We start from the raw sequence: 21,367 nt of genomic DNA, 5'->3' as shown, positions 1-21,367 counted from the left end.
GCAAAAATTACTTTTTCTTTAAAACGTGAAAAATATTGAATTATTATCTCGTCAAGACAATATTATTTTCTTCCATTATTTTTCTCAGGTTGATCAATGCATACCGAACACGTCCCAAAGTCGTATTAATACTCATATCTGTATGGTCTGCAATTTCTTTAAAACTCAATCCGTCAAAAAACCTGAGTTTTATCACCTCTTGTTGGTTTTCTGGTAAAAACTGCAACATTTTCAACAAATCTTCCTGAATCTGAAGGCTTACCAGCTGATCTTCAATATTTTCTGAAGGCTCTCTAATTAAATCGAAAATAGAAAACTCATCATTTTCAAAAGTAGTTTCTGAAACTTTTACATTTTTTGCTTTTGCACGAAAATAATCGATAATAAGGTTTTGTGCAATTCTTTTTGCCCAAAGAATAAACTTCCCTTCCTCATTGTAACGACCTTCTTTCAGCATTACAATAATCTTAATAAAAGTATCCTGGAAAATATCATTTGCCAAATCCTGATCATTTATTTTATACAAAATAAACGTAAACAATTCTCTTTGATGGCGATGTATTAAGGTTGACAATGCTTCTTCGTCTCCTTTTTGGTACAGAGAAATTAATAGACTATCTGTTGATTTCATAACTCTTCTCATTATTTTCCGCCGACAAACAATTTCCTGACTAGGATCAAGTTAATTTTCAGTTTGCCAAAACAGTATTAGAGTAGAGTATTATCTATAAGCATTCAATTATGCTGTAAATATAAATAAAATTTTAATAACTGTTAACTAATTATTAAATATTCTGAAGAATTATTTAAAAAATCTACTTTAACATGTCATGTAAGAAGGATGTTGGAATATTTAGTGTGAAATTTACATTTACTCCTTTCAATTCTTTACCATTTAAACCAGAATTCCCAATTGGAAAAGCATAACCACCTGTTAAATCTAAAATTCCAAAAAGAGTAACCCCAATCTTTGGAGCCACATATTTATTCGTTCCCTCAACTCCAGCAAGAAAATAATAAGAATGATAGAAATCTACATTTCTCTCGAAATTAAGCAGAATGTCTGCTTGTAATTTGGGCATTATCGCAAAGTCAGAATTCGTAGATCCCATTAAAGCAGAAGCTCCTAAACGATAAATAATATCGTCATTTTTAAGAAACATCAGTTTCCCTCCTACTTCACCGAAGCTTTGGTTTTGGTAAACGTATCCCACATTAATCATTTTATGCACCGTGTATTGCGCTTTTACAAAAGTGCTTACGAAAAATAGAAAAAGTATAGAGATTGCAAATCGCATATTCATTGTGAAATATTTAAGTGTAAAAATAAAAAAAACTGCTTTAGCATTTTAATGTTAAAGCAGTTTCTATACCGAAAAGAAGAATTAAATTCCGAAAGCAGATTTAATTTCTTCTACTTTGTCTAATTTCTCCCATGTGAAGAACTCTAAACCCGTAAGAGTCAACTCATTTTTATGCCCTTTATTAAAGGTTTTATCAGCAACGAAATGCTCTCTTCCCATGTGTCCGTAAGAAGCAGTTTCTTGGTAGATAGGGTTTCTCAATTTTAAATTTTGTTCAATTGCATAAGGTCTCAAATCAAAAACTGTAGATACTTTTTTAGCGATCTCACCGTCATTTAAAGCAACTTTTGATGTTCCGTATGTATTGATGTACAAACCACAAGGTTCAGCAACACCAATAGCATAAGAAACCTGTACCAAAACTTCATCAGCTACACCTGCAGCAACTAAGTTTTTAGCAATGTGTCTTGTAGCATAAGCAGCACTTCTGTCTACTTTTGAAGGATCTTTCCCAGAGAAAGCACCACCACCGTGAGCTCCTTTTCCACCGTAAGTATCAACGATAATCTTTCTTCCTGTAAGACCTGTATCTCCGTGAGGACCTCCGATTACGAATTTCCCTGTAGGATTGATGTGATATTTGATCAGATCATTAAATAAAGCTTTGATTTCTTCAGTCTGCTGAGCAACAACTCTAGGAATCAAAATTGTTTTAATATCTTCTCTGATTTTGTTTAACATTTCTTCTTCAGCTCCGAAATCGTCATGTTGAGTAGAAACCACGATAGAATCAATTCTTACCGGTTTGTGGTCATCAGAATATTCAATTGTTACCTGAGATTTTGCATCTGGACGAAGATATTTGATTTCAGAATCTTCTCTTCTGATTGCAGAAAGTTCTTTAAGAATAGTATGCGCCAAATCTAAAGCTAAAGGCATATAGTTTGCCGTCTCATTGGTTGCATAACCAAACATCATTCCCTGATCTCCTGCTCCTTGAGCGTTTGCTTTTGTTTCGAAAGTTTCGTCAGCAACTACTCTGTCAACCCCTTGGTTGATATCCGGTGACTGCTCGTGAATCGCAGAAATTACTCCACAAGAATCACCATTGAACATATATTCACCTTTTGTATAACCAATTCCGTTGATTACTTCTCTTGCAATAGTCTGAACATCTAAATAAGCATCAGATTTTACCTCTCCAGCCAAAACAACCTGTCCTGTTGTAACCAAAGTTTCACAAGCAACTTTTGATGTTTTGTCGTATGCTAAAAAGTTATCGATAAGCGCGTCAGAAATCTGATCGGCAATTTTATCCGGATGTCCTTCTGAAACAGATTCAGATGTAAATAAATAAGACATATTATTCTTTGTATTTTTTAGATTAAAAAAAGTGAAGAAAAAATGAATAATTGCCCGGAAATGCTAAAAAAGAATTACTGTTTTAGCATTTTTTTAGAGAGGTTGCAATCAGGTCAAATTTTTCCTCGTTAATAAACGTCTGCAAAGTTAAGTACTATTTTTTAATACTCAAAAACTTTTGTCGATTATTATATTTTTATTGAAACATGCTTTAAACGTCCCTAAATTCTGTTATTGAGGCTTAATGCTTACAAAATCTTTTGGTGCATTGTTGAAATTAAGCTTCGTTTCTAAAGAAGATTTTATAAAAGAACTCAACTCATCAATAATTTTTTGCTTGAAAGTCGGCTTATAATAGATGATTTTAATTTCTCTGTAAGGGAAGGGTTTTTTAAATCTGTAAACTTTGCCCTTTTGTTCTTCTGAAAGTTGATTTAAAGCTAACTCAGGCAAAATACTGATCCCTCCCACTTTGTCAACCATATGTACCAAAGTCTGAATATTGGACGCTAAGAAATCTAAATTTTTAGGCTTCAAAGTATTTTCTTTTAAATGGCAGATATTTTCAAACTGATTTCTCAAACAGTTCCCTTCCTCTAAAAGCCAAACTTTTTCTACATTCAGTTCTTCAGGAACAATAAATGTATTTTTCTTGTTTGCCTCAGTATCTGAACTGTAGATCATCAATTCTTCATTAAATAAAAAGTCCTGATAAAATTCGTTGGCGTTGTCATAAGGCGTAGAAATAATTCCGGCATCTAGTTCACCTGCTTTTAAAGCTTTAATGATGTTATCCGTCGTCATTTCCTTTACATTCATCTGAATTTTAGGATTATCCTGCAAGAAATGGAAAATTTCTGTTGGCAGAATGAACGAAGAAACTGTTGGAATAATTCCCAGATTAATAGTTCCTCCCAAAATATTATTTAATAAATTAGCCTTGTTTTTAAGCTCATTTACAGCCTCGATGATTACTTTAGCTTGGTCTATTATTTGCAGTCCTACGTCAGTGGTTCTGATTGGATGAGTTGTTCTATCAAAAACCTTTACATCCAGCTCATCTTCAAACTTCTGTATCATTGCACTTAATGTTGGCTGAGTAATAAAACACGCTTGAGCGGCTTTACCAAAATGCTTATACTTATCTACAGCGATAAGATATTCCAATTGCTGAATGTTCATTTGATTAATATTATCTATGACAAAGATATAACGTTTTTGGCAGAAGCCATTAAAAATTCAACTAAATTTGATTCTGAAAAATGGAATGAATCTCAAATCATAACTATATGGATAATAAAAAATTAACGACAAGCAGCGGAGCACCTTATTATGAACACCAGGATTCTCAAACAGTCGGAGCGCGTGGTCCGGTATTGTTACAAGATTTTATCTTACAGGAAAACCTTGCTCATTTTGTGAGAGAAAGAATTCCTGAAAGAATTGTTCATGCGAAAGGAAGCGGGGCTTACGGAAAATTTACAGTCACTCATGACATCTCGAAATATACAAAAGCTAAATTATTTTCTCAGGTAGGAAATGCTTGTAAAATGTTTGCCCGTTTCTCTACCGTGGGTGGCGAAAAAGGAAGTGCGGATACCGCAAGAGATCCGAGAGGATTTGCTTTAAAATTTTATACAGAAGACGGAAATTGGGATTTAGTAGGAAATAACACTCCAGTTTTCTTTATTAAAGACGCTAAAAAATTTCCGGATTTTATACATACTCAAAAAAGAGTTCCAAAAACCAACCTGAAAAGCGCAACCATGATGTGGGATTTCTGGAGTTTAAATCCCGAATCGCTGCACCAGGTTCTTATTCTAATGTCTGACAGAGGTACACCTTATGGTTTTAGACACATGCACGGTTTTGGCTCTCATACTTTTTCGATGATTAACAGTCAAAATGAAAGAGTTTGGGTGAAGTTCCATTTTAAAACAAAACAGGGAATTAAAAACTTTACCGACGACGAGGCTACAAAAATGGCAGGAGAAAATCCTGATTTTGCACAGGAAGATCTTTGTAATGCAATCGAAAACGGTGATTTCCCAAAATGGACGATGTACATGCAGGTAATGACCGAAGAACAGGCAAAAGAATTCAGATGGAATCCTTTTGACATCACTAAAGTTTGGTTTCAGGGAGATTTCCCTTTAATTGAAATTGGTGAAATGGAACTGAATGAAATTCCAGCAAATTATTTTGCTCATGTAGAACAGTCTACTTTCTCACCAAGTAATTTGATTAACGGAATCAGCTTTTCTCCAGATAAAATGCTTCAGGGAAGATTATTTTCTTACCCAGATGCACATCGATACAGAGTAGGTGTAAATTCTCATCAGCTTGAAGTAAACAGATGTCCGTTTGCAGTCAACAATTACCAAAGAGATGGTTTTATGGCTGATTCAAGTGAATATCAGGATAAGCCAAACTATCATCCAAATAGTTTTGATGACATCCAACCAGATTCGTCTTATAAAAATTTCGAATATGAGTTAGACAGTAATCATGTTGCTAATTTGAACAGAAATGAAAATGACGACGATCACTACACCCAACCCGGACTTTTATATACAAAAGCAATGAATCAGGAGGACAGAGAACACCTGGTAAACAACATCATAGGAAGTATGAAAGGAATTAACGGCCCCAAAAAAGATGAGATTATCAACCGTCAAATATGTCATTTTTTCAGGACAAATATTGAGCTTGGCATGAAAGTGGCATCAGGATTAAGTATCAATATAGACGCCAACATGATGAATCATTTTAAGTAAACTATTAAATAATAAACACTTAAAAGGGAAAAAAGTTAATTTTTTCCCTTTTTATTTGTAAAAAATTTTTAATTTGCAGGTTCTTAAAGATTAAGAAAATAATGACTTACGAAAATATACTGCTAAAGAAAGAAGAAAAAATGGCTGTAATTACAATCAACAGACCTGAAAGTTTAAATGCATTGAATGCACAAACTATAAAAGAAATCAGTGCTGCATTGGATCAATTACAATCTGATAATGAGGTAAGAGTAATTATTTTAACAGGAAGCGGAGAAAAATCGTTCGTTGCTGGTGCAGATATAAAAGAATTTAGTAACTTTAATCAGGAGAAAGCAGAAGAATTAGCAAGAAACGGACAAAATGTTCTTTTTGACAAAATAGAAAACCTGTCTAAACCGGTAATTGCTGCAGTAAATGGCTTCGCTTTAGGCGGAGGTTTAGAATTGGCAATGTCATGTCACATCAGATATGCATCTGAAAATGCTAAACTAGGTCTTCCTGAAGTAACTTTAGGTCTTATTCCGGGGTATGGAGGAACCCAAAGACTTCCAAAATTAGTAGGAAAAGGAATTGCAAATGAAATGATTTTTTCAGCAAAAATGATTCCTGCGCAAAAAGCAAAAGAAATTGGTTTGGTAAATGAAGTTTTCCCAATAGGTGAACTTCTTTCTAAAACAGAAGAATTGGCAAAAACAATTGCAAACAATTCTCCAATGGCAATTTCACGCGCTATTAAAGCAACCAATCTGTCTGATACTGATAAAGGTTTTGAAACCGAAATTAAATTTTTCGGTGAGCTTTTTGACTTAGAAGACAAAAAAGAAGGAGTTTCAGCTTTTATTGAAAAAAGAAAGCCTAACTTCTAATATACCAACACAAATTATTTCGAAAACAACCGATGCAGAAGTATAATAAGTTTGATAAAGCTTATCTAAAAATGGCTCAGGAATGGGCAAAACTTTCCTATTGCGAAAGGAAACAAGTAGGAGCTCTTATTGTAAAAGATAGGATGATTATTTCAGATGGGTACAATGGTACTCCGTCAGGATCTGAGAACTGCTGTGAAGACGAAACCGGGAAAACCCATTGGTACGTTTTACACGCAGAAGCAAATGCAATTTTGAAATTGGCAGGCTCTACACAATCTGCCCGTGGTGCGACACTGTACCTTACTTTATCGCCTTGTAAAGAGTGTAGCAAACTAATTTTACAGGCAGGGATTTCAAAACTAGTCTACATTAATGCTTACTCAGATGATGAGGGAATTGCTTTTTTAAAAGAACACCAAATTGAAATAATACAAGTTTCCGAAAATGAGTTAGAAATTTAATTTAAAAAAAACACAACACGATGACTTGGGATGAAAAAATTAAAGATTTCGAAATCTTTCTGCGCTTTGAAAGAAATTTTTCAGAAAACACACTCGACGCTTATATCCGCGACATTAAAAAACTTAAAGATTACGCAGTAGGCGACCTCGAAAATACAGGTCCTGAAAAGATTACGTATGATAATCTTCAGGAATATATTTTCAAACTATCTAAACAGAAATTCAGCGAACGATCACAAGCAAGATGGATTTCTTCCATTAAAGCTTTCTTCAGGTATTTACTGGAAGACGAAATTCGTCATGATAATCCTTCAACATTGTTGGAAGGACCTAAATTAGGTTTATATCTACCCGATACATTAAGCCTTGCTGATATTGAAAAAATCATCGAAGCTATCGAAAGAGGCTCAGACTTAGGCAAAAGAAATCATTGCATCATTGAAGTGCTTTATGGTTGTGGACTCAGAGTTTCTGAATTAATTGATATTAAAATATCTAATATCAATTTTAAAGAAAACTATATTAAAGTTATCGGGAAGGGCAACAAAACACGTTTTGTTCCTTTAGCACAATACACTGCAAAACTTTTGAAAGAATACATTACTGAAGTACGTTCTAAAAACAAAGCCAACAAAAAAAACGAAGACACTCTTTTCCTTAACAGTAGAGGAACTTCAATGTCTCGCGTGATTGTATTTATTATTATTAAAGAATTAACAGATAAAGCGGGAGTGAGTAAGAAAATCTCTCCGCACACATTCAGACATTCGTTTGCTACGCATTTGTTACAAAACGGAGCCGACTTACGTTATATTCAGGAAATGTTGGGACATTCAAGCATTACAACAACCGGAATTTATACCCATTTAAAAACAGAAGAACTTCGGGATGTGATACTAAATTATCACCCGAGAAACTCTAATATTGCTTAATGAAAATATTAAAATTTTGTCCGAATTGCGGAAATAAAACCCTCAATTGGGACGGAGAAAAAAAATGGAGCTGCGCTGAGTGCAGCTTCACTTTGTATAATAATGTTGCAGGAGCTGTTGCTGTAGTAATTCGCTGTGGAGATGAAATCTATTTAACACGAAGAAATCAGGAGCCTAAGAAAGGGAAACTTGATTTAGCCGGAGGATTTGTAGACCCGAAAGAAAGTGCAGAAAACACTTGTAAAAGGGAACTTTTTGAGGAACTTCAGCTTGAAATTGATATTAAAAATCTAAGATATCTAACGAGTCTTCCGAATGTATATCAATACAAAGAAATTGATTATAATACGATTGATTTGTTTTATGAATATCGTGTTTCTGAGAAGTTTGAAGTGAATATAGAATTGTCTGAGATTTCAGAAACCCAATGGATTCCAATTTCTGAAATTAACCTTGATGATATTGCTTTTGATTCTCAGAAGAAATTCTTCGAACAGTATTTAAAAGATTTTAATTAGAATTATTTTCTAGTATTTTTTAGAATCTAAAATTCCTTTAAAATAATTATTTAAAAGCAGCCTATCTTCTTTAGAAAGGTTGGCTTCTGGGTGATAAACAATATAAGCAGGCATTGGCATTACTTTGCTTTCAATAGTTTGTATCGAATGCTTAAGCATATTTTGCTTTAAATCTTTATTGTAACTCCCCCAAACAGAAAAATTCAGATGCTCTCTTCCGTCATTAACATGACTTTTCACCGACCAAGAGAACGGAGCTATATAAGCATATTTAGGATAAACCGTTTCATCGGAATGACAATCGTAGCAAGCATTTTTCAATAATGCAGCGACTTTGGGTGGCGTATTTTCAACCTTAACAAAATTTTTGTTTTGATCTACAGGTTTATTTACTTTATCAACCGGAATAAACTGAATCATTGCAAAACCTACCAAACACCAAAAAACGATTTTCTTAAACTTCTGCATTATCTTCTTAATTCAAGATTTCTATTCGTTCCTCTAGTTCCAGAATTGTTATTCTGAATTGAAGAATTATTTGTTGGGTTTGTTGTCGATTTATTCTCGTTAGACTGAGCTTTTGCAGCACTTGTGGCTGTTCCGAATTTACTGATATCAAGTACTTTTGTATCTTTCAGATCCCAGGTTTCTCTTGAAGTCCATAAAGGTCGAATAACTGCAGTTTTATAATAAGTATAAGAATCTTCTGCAAAAGTAGAAGTTTCAAAATCTGCAGGATCCCAATATCCGTTTTCATTATTATCTACCAAAATTCGGATAATATATTCTGCAGGTTTCAATACATCAAACGTAACCGAATTTCCGCTGGTATATACTTGATATATTGCTTTTTCTGAAGAATCTAAAAGTTGCAGCCAGTATTTTTTAGTCGGAGCATTTTGAAGTATCACTTCTAAAAGTCCGTAATTTTCAATCTTATCAATTTCAAAATCGAAACGTTTAGACTCAGAATTTTTTTCATAATAAGAAGAAATCGTAGTTTTTGGAATCGTTAACTGATATTTCTTTCCGGAAATGAAATCTGATGTTATTAAAATCTGATAAGGATTGGTCTCTGATATTTTCGCAGTAAATGGTTGTACCGTTGTACTGTCAATCTTTAAAGTCCACTTCTCTGGGTTAATTTTGTCGATGAGATAAGTGGATGAGATTTTGAAAGCAGTTTTCGGAGGCAATAAAGCCCCTCCATTTTCGCTAATAACATCCATTACGTTCTTCTTATTGTATTTATAAAAAGAAACAACAGTATCCTGCTTTGTTCCGGTGTCGTAGCTGAACTCTAATTTTTCGTTCACAGTTTGCCCAACATCACTTTTTACCGCATCAAACCAAATCTTCACAGAATCTGATTTTGGCTTATGAGTCACTTTGATGTCTTTTAGTTTTTCGCTTACCGAAAGTACTTTTACCTCTTCAGGATTCCCTTCAAAAGTCATCAAAATTCCTCCCGGCATTTCTTTTAACTCAGGGTTTTTAAACAGCTTTTTAGAAGGAAATAATTTTAAATTTAATCCGGAAATAGATTTTTCAACAACAACAGTGTCTTTTTGAAATGCTATTTTTTCTTTTCCAGGATTGTAAATAGAGTTCTCGTTATCGTCATCAAAGGCAATAATCTTGTATTTTCCTTTGGCAAGATAATTTAGTTCATAATATCCGTCATCATCTACTTTGGTGATGTAATATGGTTTCTGTTTATAATCCATACTGTCTTTCAACTGATAAAGACCAACCACCATTTTGTTATCAGAACTGCTTTTCTTTTTTAAAGCTAATGCATCTGTAACCACTCCACTGATGTACAGATCATCAAGCTTTTCGCCCGTAGAAAAAGCAAAATTATAATATCTCAATACATTACCTTCGCTGTTATCAACGATTGCATTTCCAAAATTGAAATTATACGTAGTATTTGCCTGTAAAGTATCTGTCCACTGAATCACCATATATTTATTGGCAATATTCGAAGGGAGAATTCTCTTAATATTCTTAATAGGTGGCGAAATATTAAGATTTTTATTAATATCCTTTAAAGTAATATATTCATTAAAATCAATACGAAGTTCTTTAATGTCTCTTCTTACATTGACTCTTGCAGAATCTATATTTGAACCTATAGCTTCAGGAGCCAAAGTATCTTTAAGACCTCCAATTGGTGAGCCTACTCTTGCACAAGACTGTACAAGAATTCCGATGATGAATAAAAGAAGAAATCTTTTCATGAAATTATTTGAGCAAAAATAAACATTATTCTCCAAAAACCTCAGTTCCTGTTTTTAAAGTGTCCTGATTATCATTCATAATGCTGTGAAGTTTATCTTTCTGAGGTGGAAAATCTTCGAAAAGACCCGACAAAGCTAAAGCTGAGTAAACTCTACCAGAATACTTGTTTCCTATAGCAATAATGGTCACTTTTGATTTTAAAAGATGGGCAAAAACAGAATTTGTACCGTGCCACCAACCGTTGTGATAGGTTAGCTTTTCTCCGTTATCAAAAATTTTCATTCTGAAACCTAAACCATAATTATTTTGACCTGCTTTTTCATTGCTGTAAGGCGCAAAAACCATTTGCATCAATTCCGGCTTTAAAAAATCTTTAGAAAACATTGCTTTCGAAAAATTAAAAAGATCTCTTGGTGTGGTATAAACATTTTTATCCCCGTAAATGAGGTCTAATCTGTCTAAAGGATACAGTTTATTTCCGCCAAAATAAAATGATTGTGATGCTGTAGGAATATCTTTTTCCTGAAAAATATACGTATTCGTCATTTTCAGCGGAGTGAAAACCATTTCCTTCATTGCTTGTGGAAAAGGAGTTTTAGTAATTTTCTCAATCAACAAAGCCAAAAGCGCATAATTGGTATTGCAATACATAAATCCTGTATCAGTATCTCTCGCCAATTCAGGTTTGTATTTGATGATCATATTCAAAACATCCTGATTTGTAATGTACGTTTTAGAAAGTTCTGCAGGAGCAGGTTGAATTTTAGTAATAAAATATTCGTATTTCGGCAGTCCGCTTCTTTGGTCTAATAAAGTCTGAACCGTCACATTAGGATAAGGAAATGCAGGGAAAAACTGTGTTAAATGGTCTGTTAATTTTATTTTTCCAGCTTCAATTAACTTCATCATTGCCATTGCCGTCAATGTTTTTGAAACTGAAGCAACATGCAATGCCATATTTTGATTTATAGGATTTTGATTTCCTTCTCGTGCAAAACCTCTGTAATTTTCATATAAAATCTGATCTCCCTGTGCGACCAAGAAACTTCCACTTAAATTACCTCTTTCCCAAACCTTTTTATAATACTGGTCGATATAATTTACGGCGTAATCTTTATCAAGAAGATTGAAATCTCCTGAAGCAAAAACTTTAGTTAAATCTACATTTCCATAGTTGGGAAGATTGGTCGTAGATTCTGCTGTTGCAGATTTGTTTTCAGATTTGTTTTTACAGGAAAATAGAAATAAAAATACGGTGGTAACAAGTACGAGGTTAAGCTTCTTCATGGGTTCAAAAAATGAACGGCAATTTAATAAAACTCCATTCAAATATGAAAAGGCGATTGTCAATTATGAATTATTTAACATAAAATTTCACACCCTAAATGAGTAATCTAATTCGTTGGTTTTTACATTAACAAAATGATGCAATAATTTTATCTACAATTACTTGTGCCAATTTCTCTTTGCTTTGATGAGTCCAGCCTGCAATATGAGGCGTTACGATTACTTTTTCTGAATTTAAAAGATAGCCTAAGTCGTCATTGTCTGTTTCTAGGTTTTCAAAAGAAGCTTTTTCATATTCTAAAACATCAAGACAAGCACCTTTCACTTTTCCGGCTTTTAAGGCTTCAACTAAATATCTCGTTTCAACATTCTTTCCTCTTGCGGTATTAACGAAATAGAAATCATTTTTCATTTCATTAATAAACGTTGAGTTAACCAAATAATGAGTTTCCTCCGTCATAGGAATATGCAAGCTTAAAACTTCCGCTTTTTCTTTTAATTCTTTCAAAGAAACCTGCGTTGCAAACTCATCTGAAAGATCAGGAAGAATATCATGAAAAATCACCGTACATCCAAAACCTGAAAGTCTTTTTGCAGTAGCTTTTCCCATGTTTCCATAACCGATAAGACCAACAGTTTTCCCCAATAATTCATCACCACGATTTTCTTCACGTAACCAAATTCCTTTTTTCACTTCATTTGAAGCAATGAAAAGACGGTTCATTAAAATCAGCAACATTCCAACTACATGTTCAGCAACGGAATCTCTGTTCCCTTCAGGAGAATTTATTAATTGAATCCCCTGTTTTTCAGCAACAGGAATATCAATATTTTCCATACCCGCTCCTACTCTTGCAATGAATTTCAGATTGCTTGCTTTTTCTAAGAAATTTTTGTCTAAAGGAATTCTGCTTCTGATAATTACTCCATCATAGTTTTGAATTTTACCACAAACCTCATCATACGAAGACGTAAAATCTTCTTCCAAAATAAAGTTCTTCGCTAAAAGTTGTTCGATAATAAGAGGGTGATTTTTATCTAATAATAAGATTCTCATGATTTTAAACACTAATTACACTAATATTTTTCACGAATGCCACTAATTTATAATATTCCGTTGATTACTCTTTTTACTCCATTTTTAAAATGAAGCGTATTAAAATTAATCAACATTCCCAATCTACAATTACTTAACCGTAAGTAAGTAAGAATTTGAGCCAGATGAATGTCATTTAAAGCTTCAACCGATTTTACTTCTACAATAAATTTATTTTCAATAAGTAAATCTAATCTGTAACCAACATCCATTTTTATTTGGTCATAAATTAAGGGCATTGGTTTTTGCTTTTCTACAAATAGTCCTTCTTTTTTCAGTTCATACAACATACATTCTTCATATGCACTTTCTAAAAGTCCAGGACCTAAAGTTTTATGAACTAAATAGCCGGATTCGTAAACAATTTTTGAAATTTCATTTTCTGAAATATTGGTTGTCATATTTGTGTTTTTATTTAAACACTAATATCACTAATTTTTCTCACAAATACCACAAACACAACTTGAAATATTTAAGTGCTATTCAGGATTTTCCAACACTAATCTTTCGCATAAATAAAAAAAATAATTTGTGGAAATTAGTGCAAAAACATTTGTGTTATTTGTGTTTAAACCGTTTCTCCTGCAAATAGCTTTTTCAATTCTACAGAATCTGTTGGCTTCATTCTTCCCGAAAGGATCAACGATAATTCTTTTCTTCTTAAAGCAGCTGCGAATCTTTCTTTTTCAAGCTCGGTTTCCGGCTCCATCTGAGGAATTGGGATTGGGCGGTTAAACTCATCAACCGCAACGAAAGTATAAATTCCTTTATTCGTTTGAATTTTTTTCTGGTTGATTGGATCATCTAACCAAACATCCACATAAATTTCCATCGAAGTTCCGAATGCACGTGAAACCTTAGATTCCATCACAACGATTCCTCCTTCCGGAATTGGATGATCAAAAGAAACGTGGTTCACAGAAGCTGTTACCACTCTTCTTTCGCAATGTCTGGTTGCAGAAATTGATGCGCAACGATCCATTCTAGCTAACAACTCACCTCCAAAAAGGTTTCTCAGTTGGTTGGTATCATTGGGAAGTACGATATTCGTCATTACCGTCAGAGATTCTGACGCCTTTTTTATTTTTGTCATTTTGATTTACTTTTTTTTGGAATTGGGTTTCCAAGTTTTTGCAGCCTGCTTTATTGAATCTTTTTTAAGAGAATCCACTTTAAAAGCTTTTACAGAATCTGCTCTTTTTATCTGTGCCGAATCTATTTTTACCGGCATTTTCTTTTCAATTCTCTTTGTTTTGGTCTGTACCGAAACATCATCAAAAGATTTTTTTCCAAAGAGAAGTTCCTGTTGAGTATATCCTAAATATAATATTCCTAAAACCGGAATGATAAAAAGGAAAATCCAAAGAATTGATTTATTAAATTTATAATCTTTCTCAGGGTTTATAGGGCTTTCGAAAGAGTCACCTTCATTGATATCGGAGAAACGAATTTCTTCCAAACCATAAAAATCAGGATGATCAGATTCTAAACGATTTCCGTTGAAATGAAGTTCTCCGTCTTCAAGAAAAATAGTTCCGAGATTCTGGATCTCCAAAGTATGCTCTGCCTGAAGTTTTTTCTTCCAAAAATCAGTCTGAATCTGCAATTCGCTTTCAGCCGCTTCTTTTGAAATTGATTTTTTATTGCTGATAAAATCTACCAAATCATCAGATGAAACCTGATAATCGGAATGGAATGCAATTTTTGAAGAAGGAGGAAGAATACTTCCGTTGTCTGAGTTGATGACCGCTTTAGAATTTTCCAGAGAAAATACACCAAACTTTGGAACAGTAACCGTTCCAAATTGTTTCAAATAGTCTAAAATGTAAGCTGAAATATTCATTTGGTGGCAAATTTATGACTTTTTCGTGACTTTTTGGAAGATTTATTTGTAATGTATAACAAGCAATACTTTCAAAAAATTAAAACTAAAAAAGACTGCCGAAACAGTCTTTAAAAAATTTAATCTGAACTAACTTGAAATATATTGATATGAAATGGTGTTGAAATTTAATTATTGAATTTTCCAGCTGATCCCAAACATAAAATTGGTTCCTGCCTGAGAAAAATAAACTGGACCGTTGTAAACATACCCGTTGTTTACATATTTTTGATTAAAAATATTATTCACCAAAAGCTTTAAAGCAACCTCATGTTTTGCGATTTTAAAATCATACTGGGCATTAAAATCTGTAAGTAAATAATCATCAAGTTGCAAACTCTGAGTTTCTGTATTATCTAAATATTGCTTTCCAACAAACTGATTCATCAAGGCAAAGTGGAAATTCTTAGTTGGATTGTATTTCAGGCTAAGATTGGCAATTAAATTAGGTGAAAAAGAAATTTCAGTATTCCCAAGCTCGGTAATCTCTTTTTTATTTTTAATTCTAAAATCAAGGTTTCTGTTTTGACTCACACTTACATTTGCTGAGATTTCCCATTGTTTTGAAAGTTTTGCCAAAGCTCCAATTTCTACACCTCTTCTGTAACTTTTCCCGGAATTGGTTCTGATAAACTCTCCGATATTACTGATCTGACCGTTTAAAACCAGCTGATTCAGGTAATACATATAATAAAGATTGGCTGTAAAAGCTACTTTTCCAAATTGCTTTTCAATTCCTGCTTCAAAATCATGAAGCTTTTCTGATTTCACATCATTGTTTGATATTAAATCATCACGATTGGGCTCACGTTGCGCATGAGCATAAGAAAAGAAAACTTTTCCGTTGCCTAATTTATAATTAACTCCCGCTTTTGGATTAAAAAACAGCCAGTTTTTATTAAGATTCGCACCTTCTCCATCGCCTTCCATTAAGATTTTTGTATCGTAATCGATATTTCTCAACTGAAGATCTCCAAAGAATTCAAAATCATTTACTTTAATTAATGCTTTGGCAAAAGCAGCAGCCTCAGTTTTCACCGAACGATTACGGTAATATTCATATTCATCAATATTTGGAAAATACACTCCGGTAACATTCCCATAATGTTTTCCGTAATACTGATTTCCTACTAAACCGAAATTCAAATCTAGATTTTCAAACTTTCCGTACAAGGTAGAAACCAAGCCGTAAAAATCATTATTCAACCATTTTTTCCTGATAAAATCAGTTTGATTTACCGGAGAACCGTTTAATTCAAACACCGGAAGATTGTAGTTGGAATAATGCGTTGCTTCCTCATCTTCTTCGTTCACTCTTACGTAATTTTCATAAAACCCTCTTCCTTTTGTGTAATGGAGAGTCGTTTCAAGATTCCAACGCTCGTTGATGTTTTGCTCCCATAAAAACTGATAATGATTTTGTCTGTAATTATCCGTTTCGTTATCATAAAACTTTTCCTCTCCTGTAAAAAGATCTGTATATTGACCGGAATAATTTAATCTAGGATTTGTTTCCCAAGTCTGCCTATCTATTCCGTTCCAGGCTTGATACGTTTTTTCTTTACCTCCAAAAGCCATCAAGCGAAGTTTTGTTTTCCCTTCCTCAAATAAAGCTGTGAAATTGTAAGAATTTAAATCTGAAAAAGCTCTGTCGATATATCCATCAGAATGAATATATGAATATCTTCCCATTACAGAAAGTCGATCTTTCCAGAATTTACCGGAACCTACCTCAGCTGAATATTTGTACGTATTAAATGATCCGTAGCTGTCATCTGTTTTGAAATAAAACTTTTCTTCAGGCTCTTTAGAAATAATATTAATACTTGCTCCAAAGGCAGAAACTCCGTTATTAGATGTCCCCACACCTCTTTGAATCACAATTTGTGAAGCCGAGCTCGTAAGATCCGGAACATTCACGAAGAAAGTTCCCTGACTTTCAGAATCGTTGAACGGAACGCCATTCATCATCACATTAATTCCTCTTCCGGCAACTCCACGAATTCTAAAACCGGTGTAACCAACACCATTTCCGGCATCAGAAGTTGAGATAATTGAGGTTTGATTTTTTAAGAGAATAGGTAAATCTTGTCCGAGATTTCTCCCGTCAAGATCTTTCTGAACATTGATGATTTCTTTGGCAACAGGAAGTCTTTTGGTAAAGTTGACAGCTTCAATTTCTCTGATTTTCAGAGAATCATTATTTAGAGTTTGTGCAAAACTCAGGGAACTTGCGGTAAGTCCTAAAAAAAACAATCCTTTCATTCTTATAAATTTTAAAAATTTAATGGAATAAAAGGGGCGATTAAAGTAATGTAACAATTTACTAATTTAACAGTCTAACAATGAAATTGGTAAATTTCTACACTGTTATATTGGTACATTTTCAAATTTCCCTAAACAGCATTACCCGTTCCAGGTTCATTGGGTATAATCTCAGCCCCGATTGGAGCACCCCTTTATTTCAGCGGCAAAATTACTAAAAATATGTGAATTAAAAATATTTTGAAATTGAGATTCAGATTTAACTATAAAACTTAGTAAGATCGGTTGTAAGAATCTATATAATAATAGTTTTTATCATCTTTTGTGACTTCAAACATTTTGCCCAATTTCCAGCTGTAATTCCTTTTTATATCTGAATATTCAAACGGAATGATAATCTTATTATTGATATCAATCACACCAAATTTATCATTATACGTTGCCACGATCATCGGATTTGCCAAATCATTGCCTTCCAAAATATAGAGATACTGATAACTTGGATAAATGGTAAACTGATTGCGATCTGATGGGTTTTTAAATTTCGAATCTTCAATAATTCCGTATTTTTTGTTTAAAATATAGGCATGAAATAATGCTTTTTTCAGTTCCAAACTACATTTTCCCAAATCAGCATCTTTATATTGATAAACTTTTTTGCCCGATCTATTAATTCTGAAGGTAATTTTATCTTTTTCTACAGTGGCAAAATCTCCGCCTCCAAACTTTCTGATTTTCTCGTTGGGAGAGTTTAAAAGGTTGCAATCTTCACCAAAAAACATCACCAAATCATACTCCGGCTGAATTACAAATTTTCCTTTTTGATTGACGAAGCCCGATTTTCCATTCTTTTTTTGCGGAATCAGCAATGGCACTTCTTCATTAACCACAGGAAGTTTCGACACATCATTTTTTACAATGTTTGACTTTACTGTATTTTTTGATCTATTTAAATTATTCTTTTTAAGAGTTTTAGATTGAGAAAAAGCAAAAACGGAACACGTTATTAAAAAACCCAGCTTCAATTTCCTTAGAATCATCTTATGTTTATTTTGTACCAAAAATAGAAAATATAAAATTCATATTTATAAAGAATCTAAATAATTTCAACCTTACAAAATAGTAAAATTTCGTAAATTTGGGAACATTTTCAAGTGTTTAACAACGGAAAACTAAATTTTGAAGGTTTTTTTGATAAATCTAAAATAACATCAGTTCTTATCTGTTAAATTTTTATTTCAGAAAAGATTTTCAATAAACGGCTTCAATTTCCGATAACAAACTTAGAAAGCTTTACGAATAAATCGTAGAACAATTGAAAGTGATGCGTATTAGGAATTTTATTAAATCCAAAAGCGCGTTTAAAAATGAAAAGACTTCTAGAATTATGAATATTTATCAGGATTACATCCAAGAAATCGAAGAAAGAAAAAACCAGGGACTCCACCCAAAACCAATTGACGGCGCAGATTTATTAAGCGCAATTATTGAGCAAATTAAAGATACAGCAAACGAATACAGAGCTGATTCTCTTAAATTTTTTATTTATAACACTTTACCGGGTACAACAAGTGCTGCAGGGGTAAAGGCTAAGTTTTTAAAGGAAATTATTCTTGGCGAATCTGTGGTTGAAGAAATTACTCCAGCTTACGCTTTCGAATTATTATCTCATATGAAAGGTGGACCTTCTATCGAAGTTCTTCTTGATTTAGCTTTAGGAAATGATGAAGCAACTGCAAAACCGGCTGCTGAAGTTCTTAAAACTCAGGTTTACTTATATGATGCTGATACAGCGCGTTTAAAAGAAGCTTTCGAATCTGGTAATGTAATCGCTAAAGATATTTTGGAAAGCTATGCAAAAGCAGAGTTTTTCACTAAACTTCCTGAAGTTGCAGAAGAAATCAAAGTAGTTACTTTCATCGCTGGTGAAGGTGATATTTCTACAGATTTATTGTCTCCTGGAAATCAGGCACACTCTCGTTCAGACAGAGAATTGCACGGTAAATGTATGATCACACCTGAAGCCCAGGACGAAATCAAGATGCTTCAAGCTCAACATCCTGATGCAAGTGTAATGCTTATCGCAGAAAAAGGAACAATGGGAGTTGGTTCTTCTCGTATGTCTGGTGTAAATAACGTTGCACTTTGGACTGGGAAACAAGCAAGTCCTTACGTACCTTTCGTAAACATCGCTCCGATCGTAGCAGGAACAAACGGTATTTCTCCAATCTTTTTAACGACTGTTGATGTAACCGGAGGTATCGGAATCGACCTTCAAAACTGGGTGAAAAAAGTTGACGAAAACGGAAACCCTGTTCGTAATGAAAATGGTGATATTGTTTTAGAAGAAAAATATTCTGTTGCTACTGGAACTGTTCTTACAATCAATACCAAAGAAAAGAAATTATACAACGGAGATGTTGAATTGAAAGATATTTCAAAATCATTTACTCCTCAAAAATTAGAATTTATCAAAGCGGGCGGATCTTACGCCATCGTTTTTGGTAAAAAAATTCAAACTTTTGCTGCAAAAACTTTAGGAATTACAGCTCCTACAGTTTTCGCACCTTCAAAAGAAATTTCTATTGAAGGACAAGGTTTAACGGCTGTTGAAAAGATCTTCAACAGAAATGCAGTGGGTGTTACTGATGGTAAATTATTACATGCAGGTTCAGACGTTCGTGTAGAAGTAAACATTGTTGGTTCTCAGGATACGACAGGTTTGATGACTTCTCAGGAATTGGAATCTATGGCTGCAACCGTGATCTCTCCAATCGTAGACGGAGCTTATCAGTCAGGTTGTCACACTGCTTCAGTTTGGGATAAAAAAGCTCAGGCTAACATTCCTAAATTAATGAAATTCATGAACGATTTCGGGGTTATCACAGCTCGTGACCCGAAAGGTGAATATCACGCAATGACAGACGTTATTCACAAAGTTCTTAACGATATTACGGTTGACGAATGGGCAATCATCATCGGAGGTGATTCTCACACAAGAATGTCTAAAGGTGTTGCTTTCGGAGCTGACTCTGGAACTGTAGCTTTAGCTTTGGCAACTGGTGAAGCATCAATGCCGATTCCTGAATCTGTAAAAGTGACTTTCAAAGGTGATATGAAAGAGCATATGGATTTCCGTGATGTAGTTCACGCAACTCAGGCTCAGATGTTGAAGCAATTTGACGGAGAAAACGTTTTCCAGGGTAGAATCATTGAGGTTCACATCGGAACTCTTCCTGCTGACCAAGCCTTTACATTTACAGACTGGACTGCAGAAATGAAAGCAAAAGCTTCTATCTGTATTTCTGAAGACGATACTTTGATTGAATCATTGGAAATTGCGAAAAGCAGGATCCAGATTATGATCAACAAAGGGATGGATAACCATAATCATGTTCTTCAAGGTTTAATTAACAAAGCAAACAAGAGAATCGAGGAAATCAGAACGGGTGACAAACCTGCTTTGACTCCGGATGCTAATGCAAAATATTACGCAGAAGTAGTTGTTGACCTAGACATTATTGTTGAGCCAATGATCGCTGACCCGGATGTAAACAATGACGACGTTTCTAAAAGATACACACACGATACCATCAGAGACCTTACTTTCTACGGCGGTGAGAAAAAAGTTGACCTTGGTTTCGTAGGTTCTTGTATGGTTCACAAAGGCGATTTGAAAATTGTTTCTCAGATGTTGAGAAATCTTGAACAGAAAAATGGTAAAGTAGAATTCAACGCACCATTGGTTGTTGCTGCTCCTACTTATAATATCATTGACGAACTAAAAGCTGAAGGTGACTGGGAATTATTAGAAAAATATTCAGGTTTTGAATTTAATGATAATGCTCCAAAAGGTGAAGCTCGTACTCAATATGAAAATATGATGTACCTAGAGCGTCCAGGTTGTAACCTTTGTATGGGTAACCAAGAGAAAGCTGAAAAAGGAGATACTGTTTTGGCAACTTCTACAAGACTTTTCCAAGGAAGAGTGGTTGAAGATTCTGAACGTAAAAAAGGTGAATCTTTATTAGCATCGACTCCAGTTGTTGTTTTGTCTGCGATTATTGGAAGAATTCCAAATATCGACGAATACAAAGAAGCTGTTGAAGGAATTGACTTAACGACTTTCGTTCCATCTATCAAAGAATTGGTTACCGTTGGTCACTAATAGATTTTAAATTAAAGTCGCAAAACTTTTTAAATATAAAATGGAAGATTTCTTTTTGAAGTCTTCCATTTTTTTGTTTAGAATCTTTCCATTTAAGAGCGACTGGAATTATTTTAACCTATGTCAATGATTCAAGATTTAATTTTTCTTAACTTCATAGATATAAAAAATAGTAGTTATTCATCTAATTAGTCCTATT

19 protein-coding genes are annotated in these 21,367 nt (G+C 33.7%); 6 read left to right on the top strand and 13 right to left on the bottom strand.

Annotated elements, in window-relative coordinates; translation table 11 throughout:
* Positions 1–43: 43 nt before the first annotated feature.
* From FDY99_RS11895 to FDY99_RS11880, 4 genes are all read right to left on the bottom strand, one after another.
* Positions 44–631: an RNA polymerase sigma factor gene (locus FDY99_RS11895; RefSeq protein WP_074231159.1), complete on the bottom strand. Its 588-nt coding sequence runs from the start codon at positions 629–631 to the stop codon at positions 44–46.
* Positions 632–815: 184 nt separating this feature from the next.
* Positions 816–1,304, bottom strand: a complete 489-nt coding sequence (locus tag FDY99_RS11890) for a hypothetical protein (protein ID WP_394344540.1) — start codon at positions 1,302–1,304, stop codon at positions 816–818.
* Between the two features lie 81 nt (positions 1,305–1,385).
* Positions 1,386–2,666, bottom strand: coding sequence for a methionine adenosyltransferase (gene metK, locus FDY99_RS11885; protein WP_139421710.1), 1,281 nt, complete (start codon positions 2,664–2,666; stop codon positions 1,386–1,388).
* Between the two features lie 231 nt (positions 2,667–2,897).
* On the bottom strand, positions 2,898–3,848 hold the full coding sequence (locus FDY99_RS11880) for a LysR substrate-binding domain-containing protein (protein WP_074230344.1): 951 nt from the start codon (positions 3,846–3,848) through the stop codon (positions 2,898–2,900).
* A 107-nt stretch (positions 3,849–3,955) separates the two neighbouring features.
* On the opposite strand from FDY99_RS11880, the gene FDY99_RS11875 reads away from it, so the two are divergent.
* From FDY99_RS11875 to FDY99_RS11855, 5 genes are all read left to right on the top strand, one after another.
* Positions 3,956–5,443: a catalase gene (locus FDY99_RS11875; RefSeq protein ID WP_139421708.1), complete on the top strand. Its 1,488-nt coding sequence runs from the start codon at positions 3,956–3,958 to the stop codon at positions 5,441–5,443.
* A 101-nt stretch (positions 5,444–5,544) separates the two neighbouring features.
* The gene (locus tag FDY99_RS11870) at positions 5,545–6,312 is read left to right on the top strand and encodes an enoyl-CoA hydratase-related protein (RefSeq protein WP_139421706.1); all 768 of its coding nucleotides are present in this window, start codon (positions 5,545–5,547) and stop codon (positions 6,310–6,312) included.
* Between the two features lie 32 nt (positions 6,313–6,344).
* Positions 6,345–6,776 (top strand): deoxycytidylate deaminase, encoded by a 432-nt coding sequence (locus FDY99_RS11865; RefSeq protein WP_102978713.1) that lies wholly within the window; start codon positions 6,345–6,347, stop codon positions 6,774–6,776.
* 20 nt (positions 6,777–6,796) lie between these two features.
* A complete protein-coding gene (xerD, locus tag FDY99_RS11860; RefSeq protein WP_139421704.1) occupies positions 6,797–7,708 on the top strand; it encodes a site-specific tyrosine recombinase XerD in 912 nt (303 codons plus the stop codon).
* Positions 7,708–8,226, top strand: coding sequence for an NUDIX hydrolase (locus FDY99_RS11855; protein WP_139421702.1), 519 nt, complete (start codon positions 7,708–7,710; stop codon positions 8,224–8,226). The genes xerD and FDY99_RS11855 overlap by 1 nt, the downstream gene beginning before the upstream one ends.
* A gap of 9 nt (positions 8,227–8,235) precedes the next feature.
* On the opposite strand, the gene FDY99_RS11850 is transcribed toward FDY99_RS11855, so the two are convergent.
* From FDY99_RS11850 to FDY99_RS11810, 9 genes are all read right to left on the bottom strand, one after another.
* Positions 8,236–8,694, bottom strand: a complete 459-nt coding sequence (locus tag FDY99_RS11850; RefSeq protein ID WP_139421700.1) for a heme-binding domain-containing protein — start codon at positions 8,692–8,694, stop codon at positions 8,236–8,238.
* On the bottom strand, positions 8,694–10,469 hold the full coding sequence (locus tag FDY99_RS11845) for an Ig-like domain-containing protein (RefSeq protein ID WP_139421698.1): 1,776 nt from the start codon (positions 10,467–10,469) through the stop codon (positions 8,694–8,696). Before FDY99_RS11845 ends, FDY99_RS11850 begins: the two co-directional genes overlap by 1 nt.
* Before the next feature lie 25 nt (positions 10,470–10,494).
* Positions 10,495–11,757 (bottom strand): serine hydrolase domain-containing protein, encoded by a 1,263-nt coding sequence (locus FDY99_RS11840; protein ID WP_139421696.1) that lies wholly within the window; start codon positions 11,755–11,757, stop codon positions 10,495–10,497.
* 127 nt (positions 11,758–11,884) lie between these two features.
* On the bottom strand, positions 11,885–12,814 hold the full coding sequence (locus FDY99_RS11835; protein WP_139421694.1) for a 2-hydroxyacid dehydrogenase: 930 nt from the start codon (positions 12,812–12,814) through the stop codon (positions 11,885–11,887).
* A gap of 47 nt (positions 12,815–12,861) precedes the next feature.
* The gene (locus FDY99_RS11830) at positions 12,862–13,254 is read right to left on the bottom strand and encodes a GxxExxY protein (RefSeq protein WP_228448783.1); all 393 of its coding nucleotides are present in this window, start codon (positions 13,252–13,254) and stop codon (positions 12,862–12,864) included.
* A gap of 167 nt (positions 13,255–13,421) precedes the next feature.
* A complete protein-coding gene (locus FDY99_RS11825; protein WP_139421692.1) occupies positions 13,422–13,946 on the bottom strand; it encodes an acyl-CoA thioesterase in 525 nt (174 codons plus the stop codon).
* Positions 13,947–13,952: 6 nt separating this feature from the next.
* On the bottom strand, positions 13,953–14,696 hold the full coding sequence (locus FDY99_RS11820; RefSeq protein WP_139421690.1) for an HU domain-containing protein: 744 nt from the start codon (positions 14,694–14,696) through the stop codon (positions 13,953–13,955).
* Between the two features lie 171 nt (positions 14,697–14,867).
* Positions 14,868–17,000, bottom strand: coding sequence for a TonB-dependent receptor (locus FDY99_RS11815; RefSeq protein ID WP_139421688.1), 2,133 nt, complete (start codon positions 16,998–17,000; stop codon positions 14,868–14,870).
* Positions 17,001–17,272: 272 nt separating this feature from the next.
* Positions 17,273–17,905 carry a WG repeat-containing protein gene (locus FDY99_RS11810; protein ID WP_228448782.1) on the bottom strand — a complete coding sequence of 211 codons (633 nt, stop codon included), beginning with the start codon at positions 17,903–17,905 and terminating at the stop codon, positions 17,273–17,275.
* 482 nt (positions 17,906–18,387) lie between these two features.
* Between FDY99_RS11810 and FDY99_RS11805 the strand changes: the two genes are divergently transcribed.
* Complete coding sequence (locus tag FDY99_RS11805; RefSeq protein WP_139421685.1) at positions 18,388–21,168, top strand: bifunctional aconitate hydratase 2/2-methylisocitrate dehydratase; 2,781 nt, start codon at positions 18,388–18,390, stop codon at positions 21,166–21,168.
* The last annotated feature ends 199 nt before the right edge of the window (positions 21,169–21,367 follow it).

The organism is Chryseobacterium mulctrae, assembly GCF_006175945.1.
GTDB classification, from domain to species: Bacteria; Bacteroidota; Bacteroidia; order Flavobacteriales; family Weeksellaceae; genus Chryseobacterium; species Chryseobacterium mulctrae.
The sequence above is the reverse complement of the archived record's forward strand: the minus strand, read 5'-3'. Positions and strand labels throughout refer to the sequence as shown.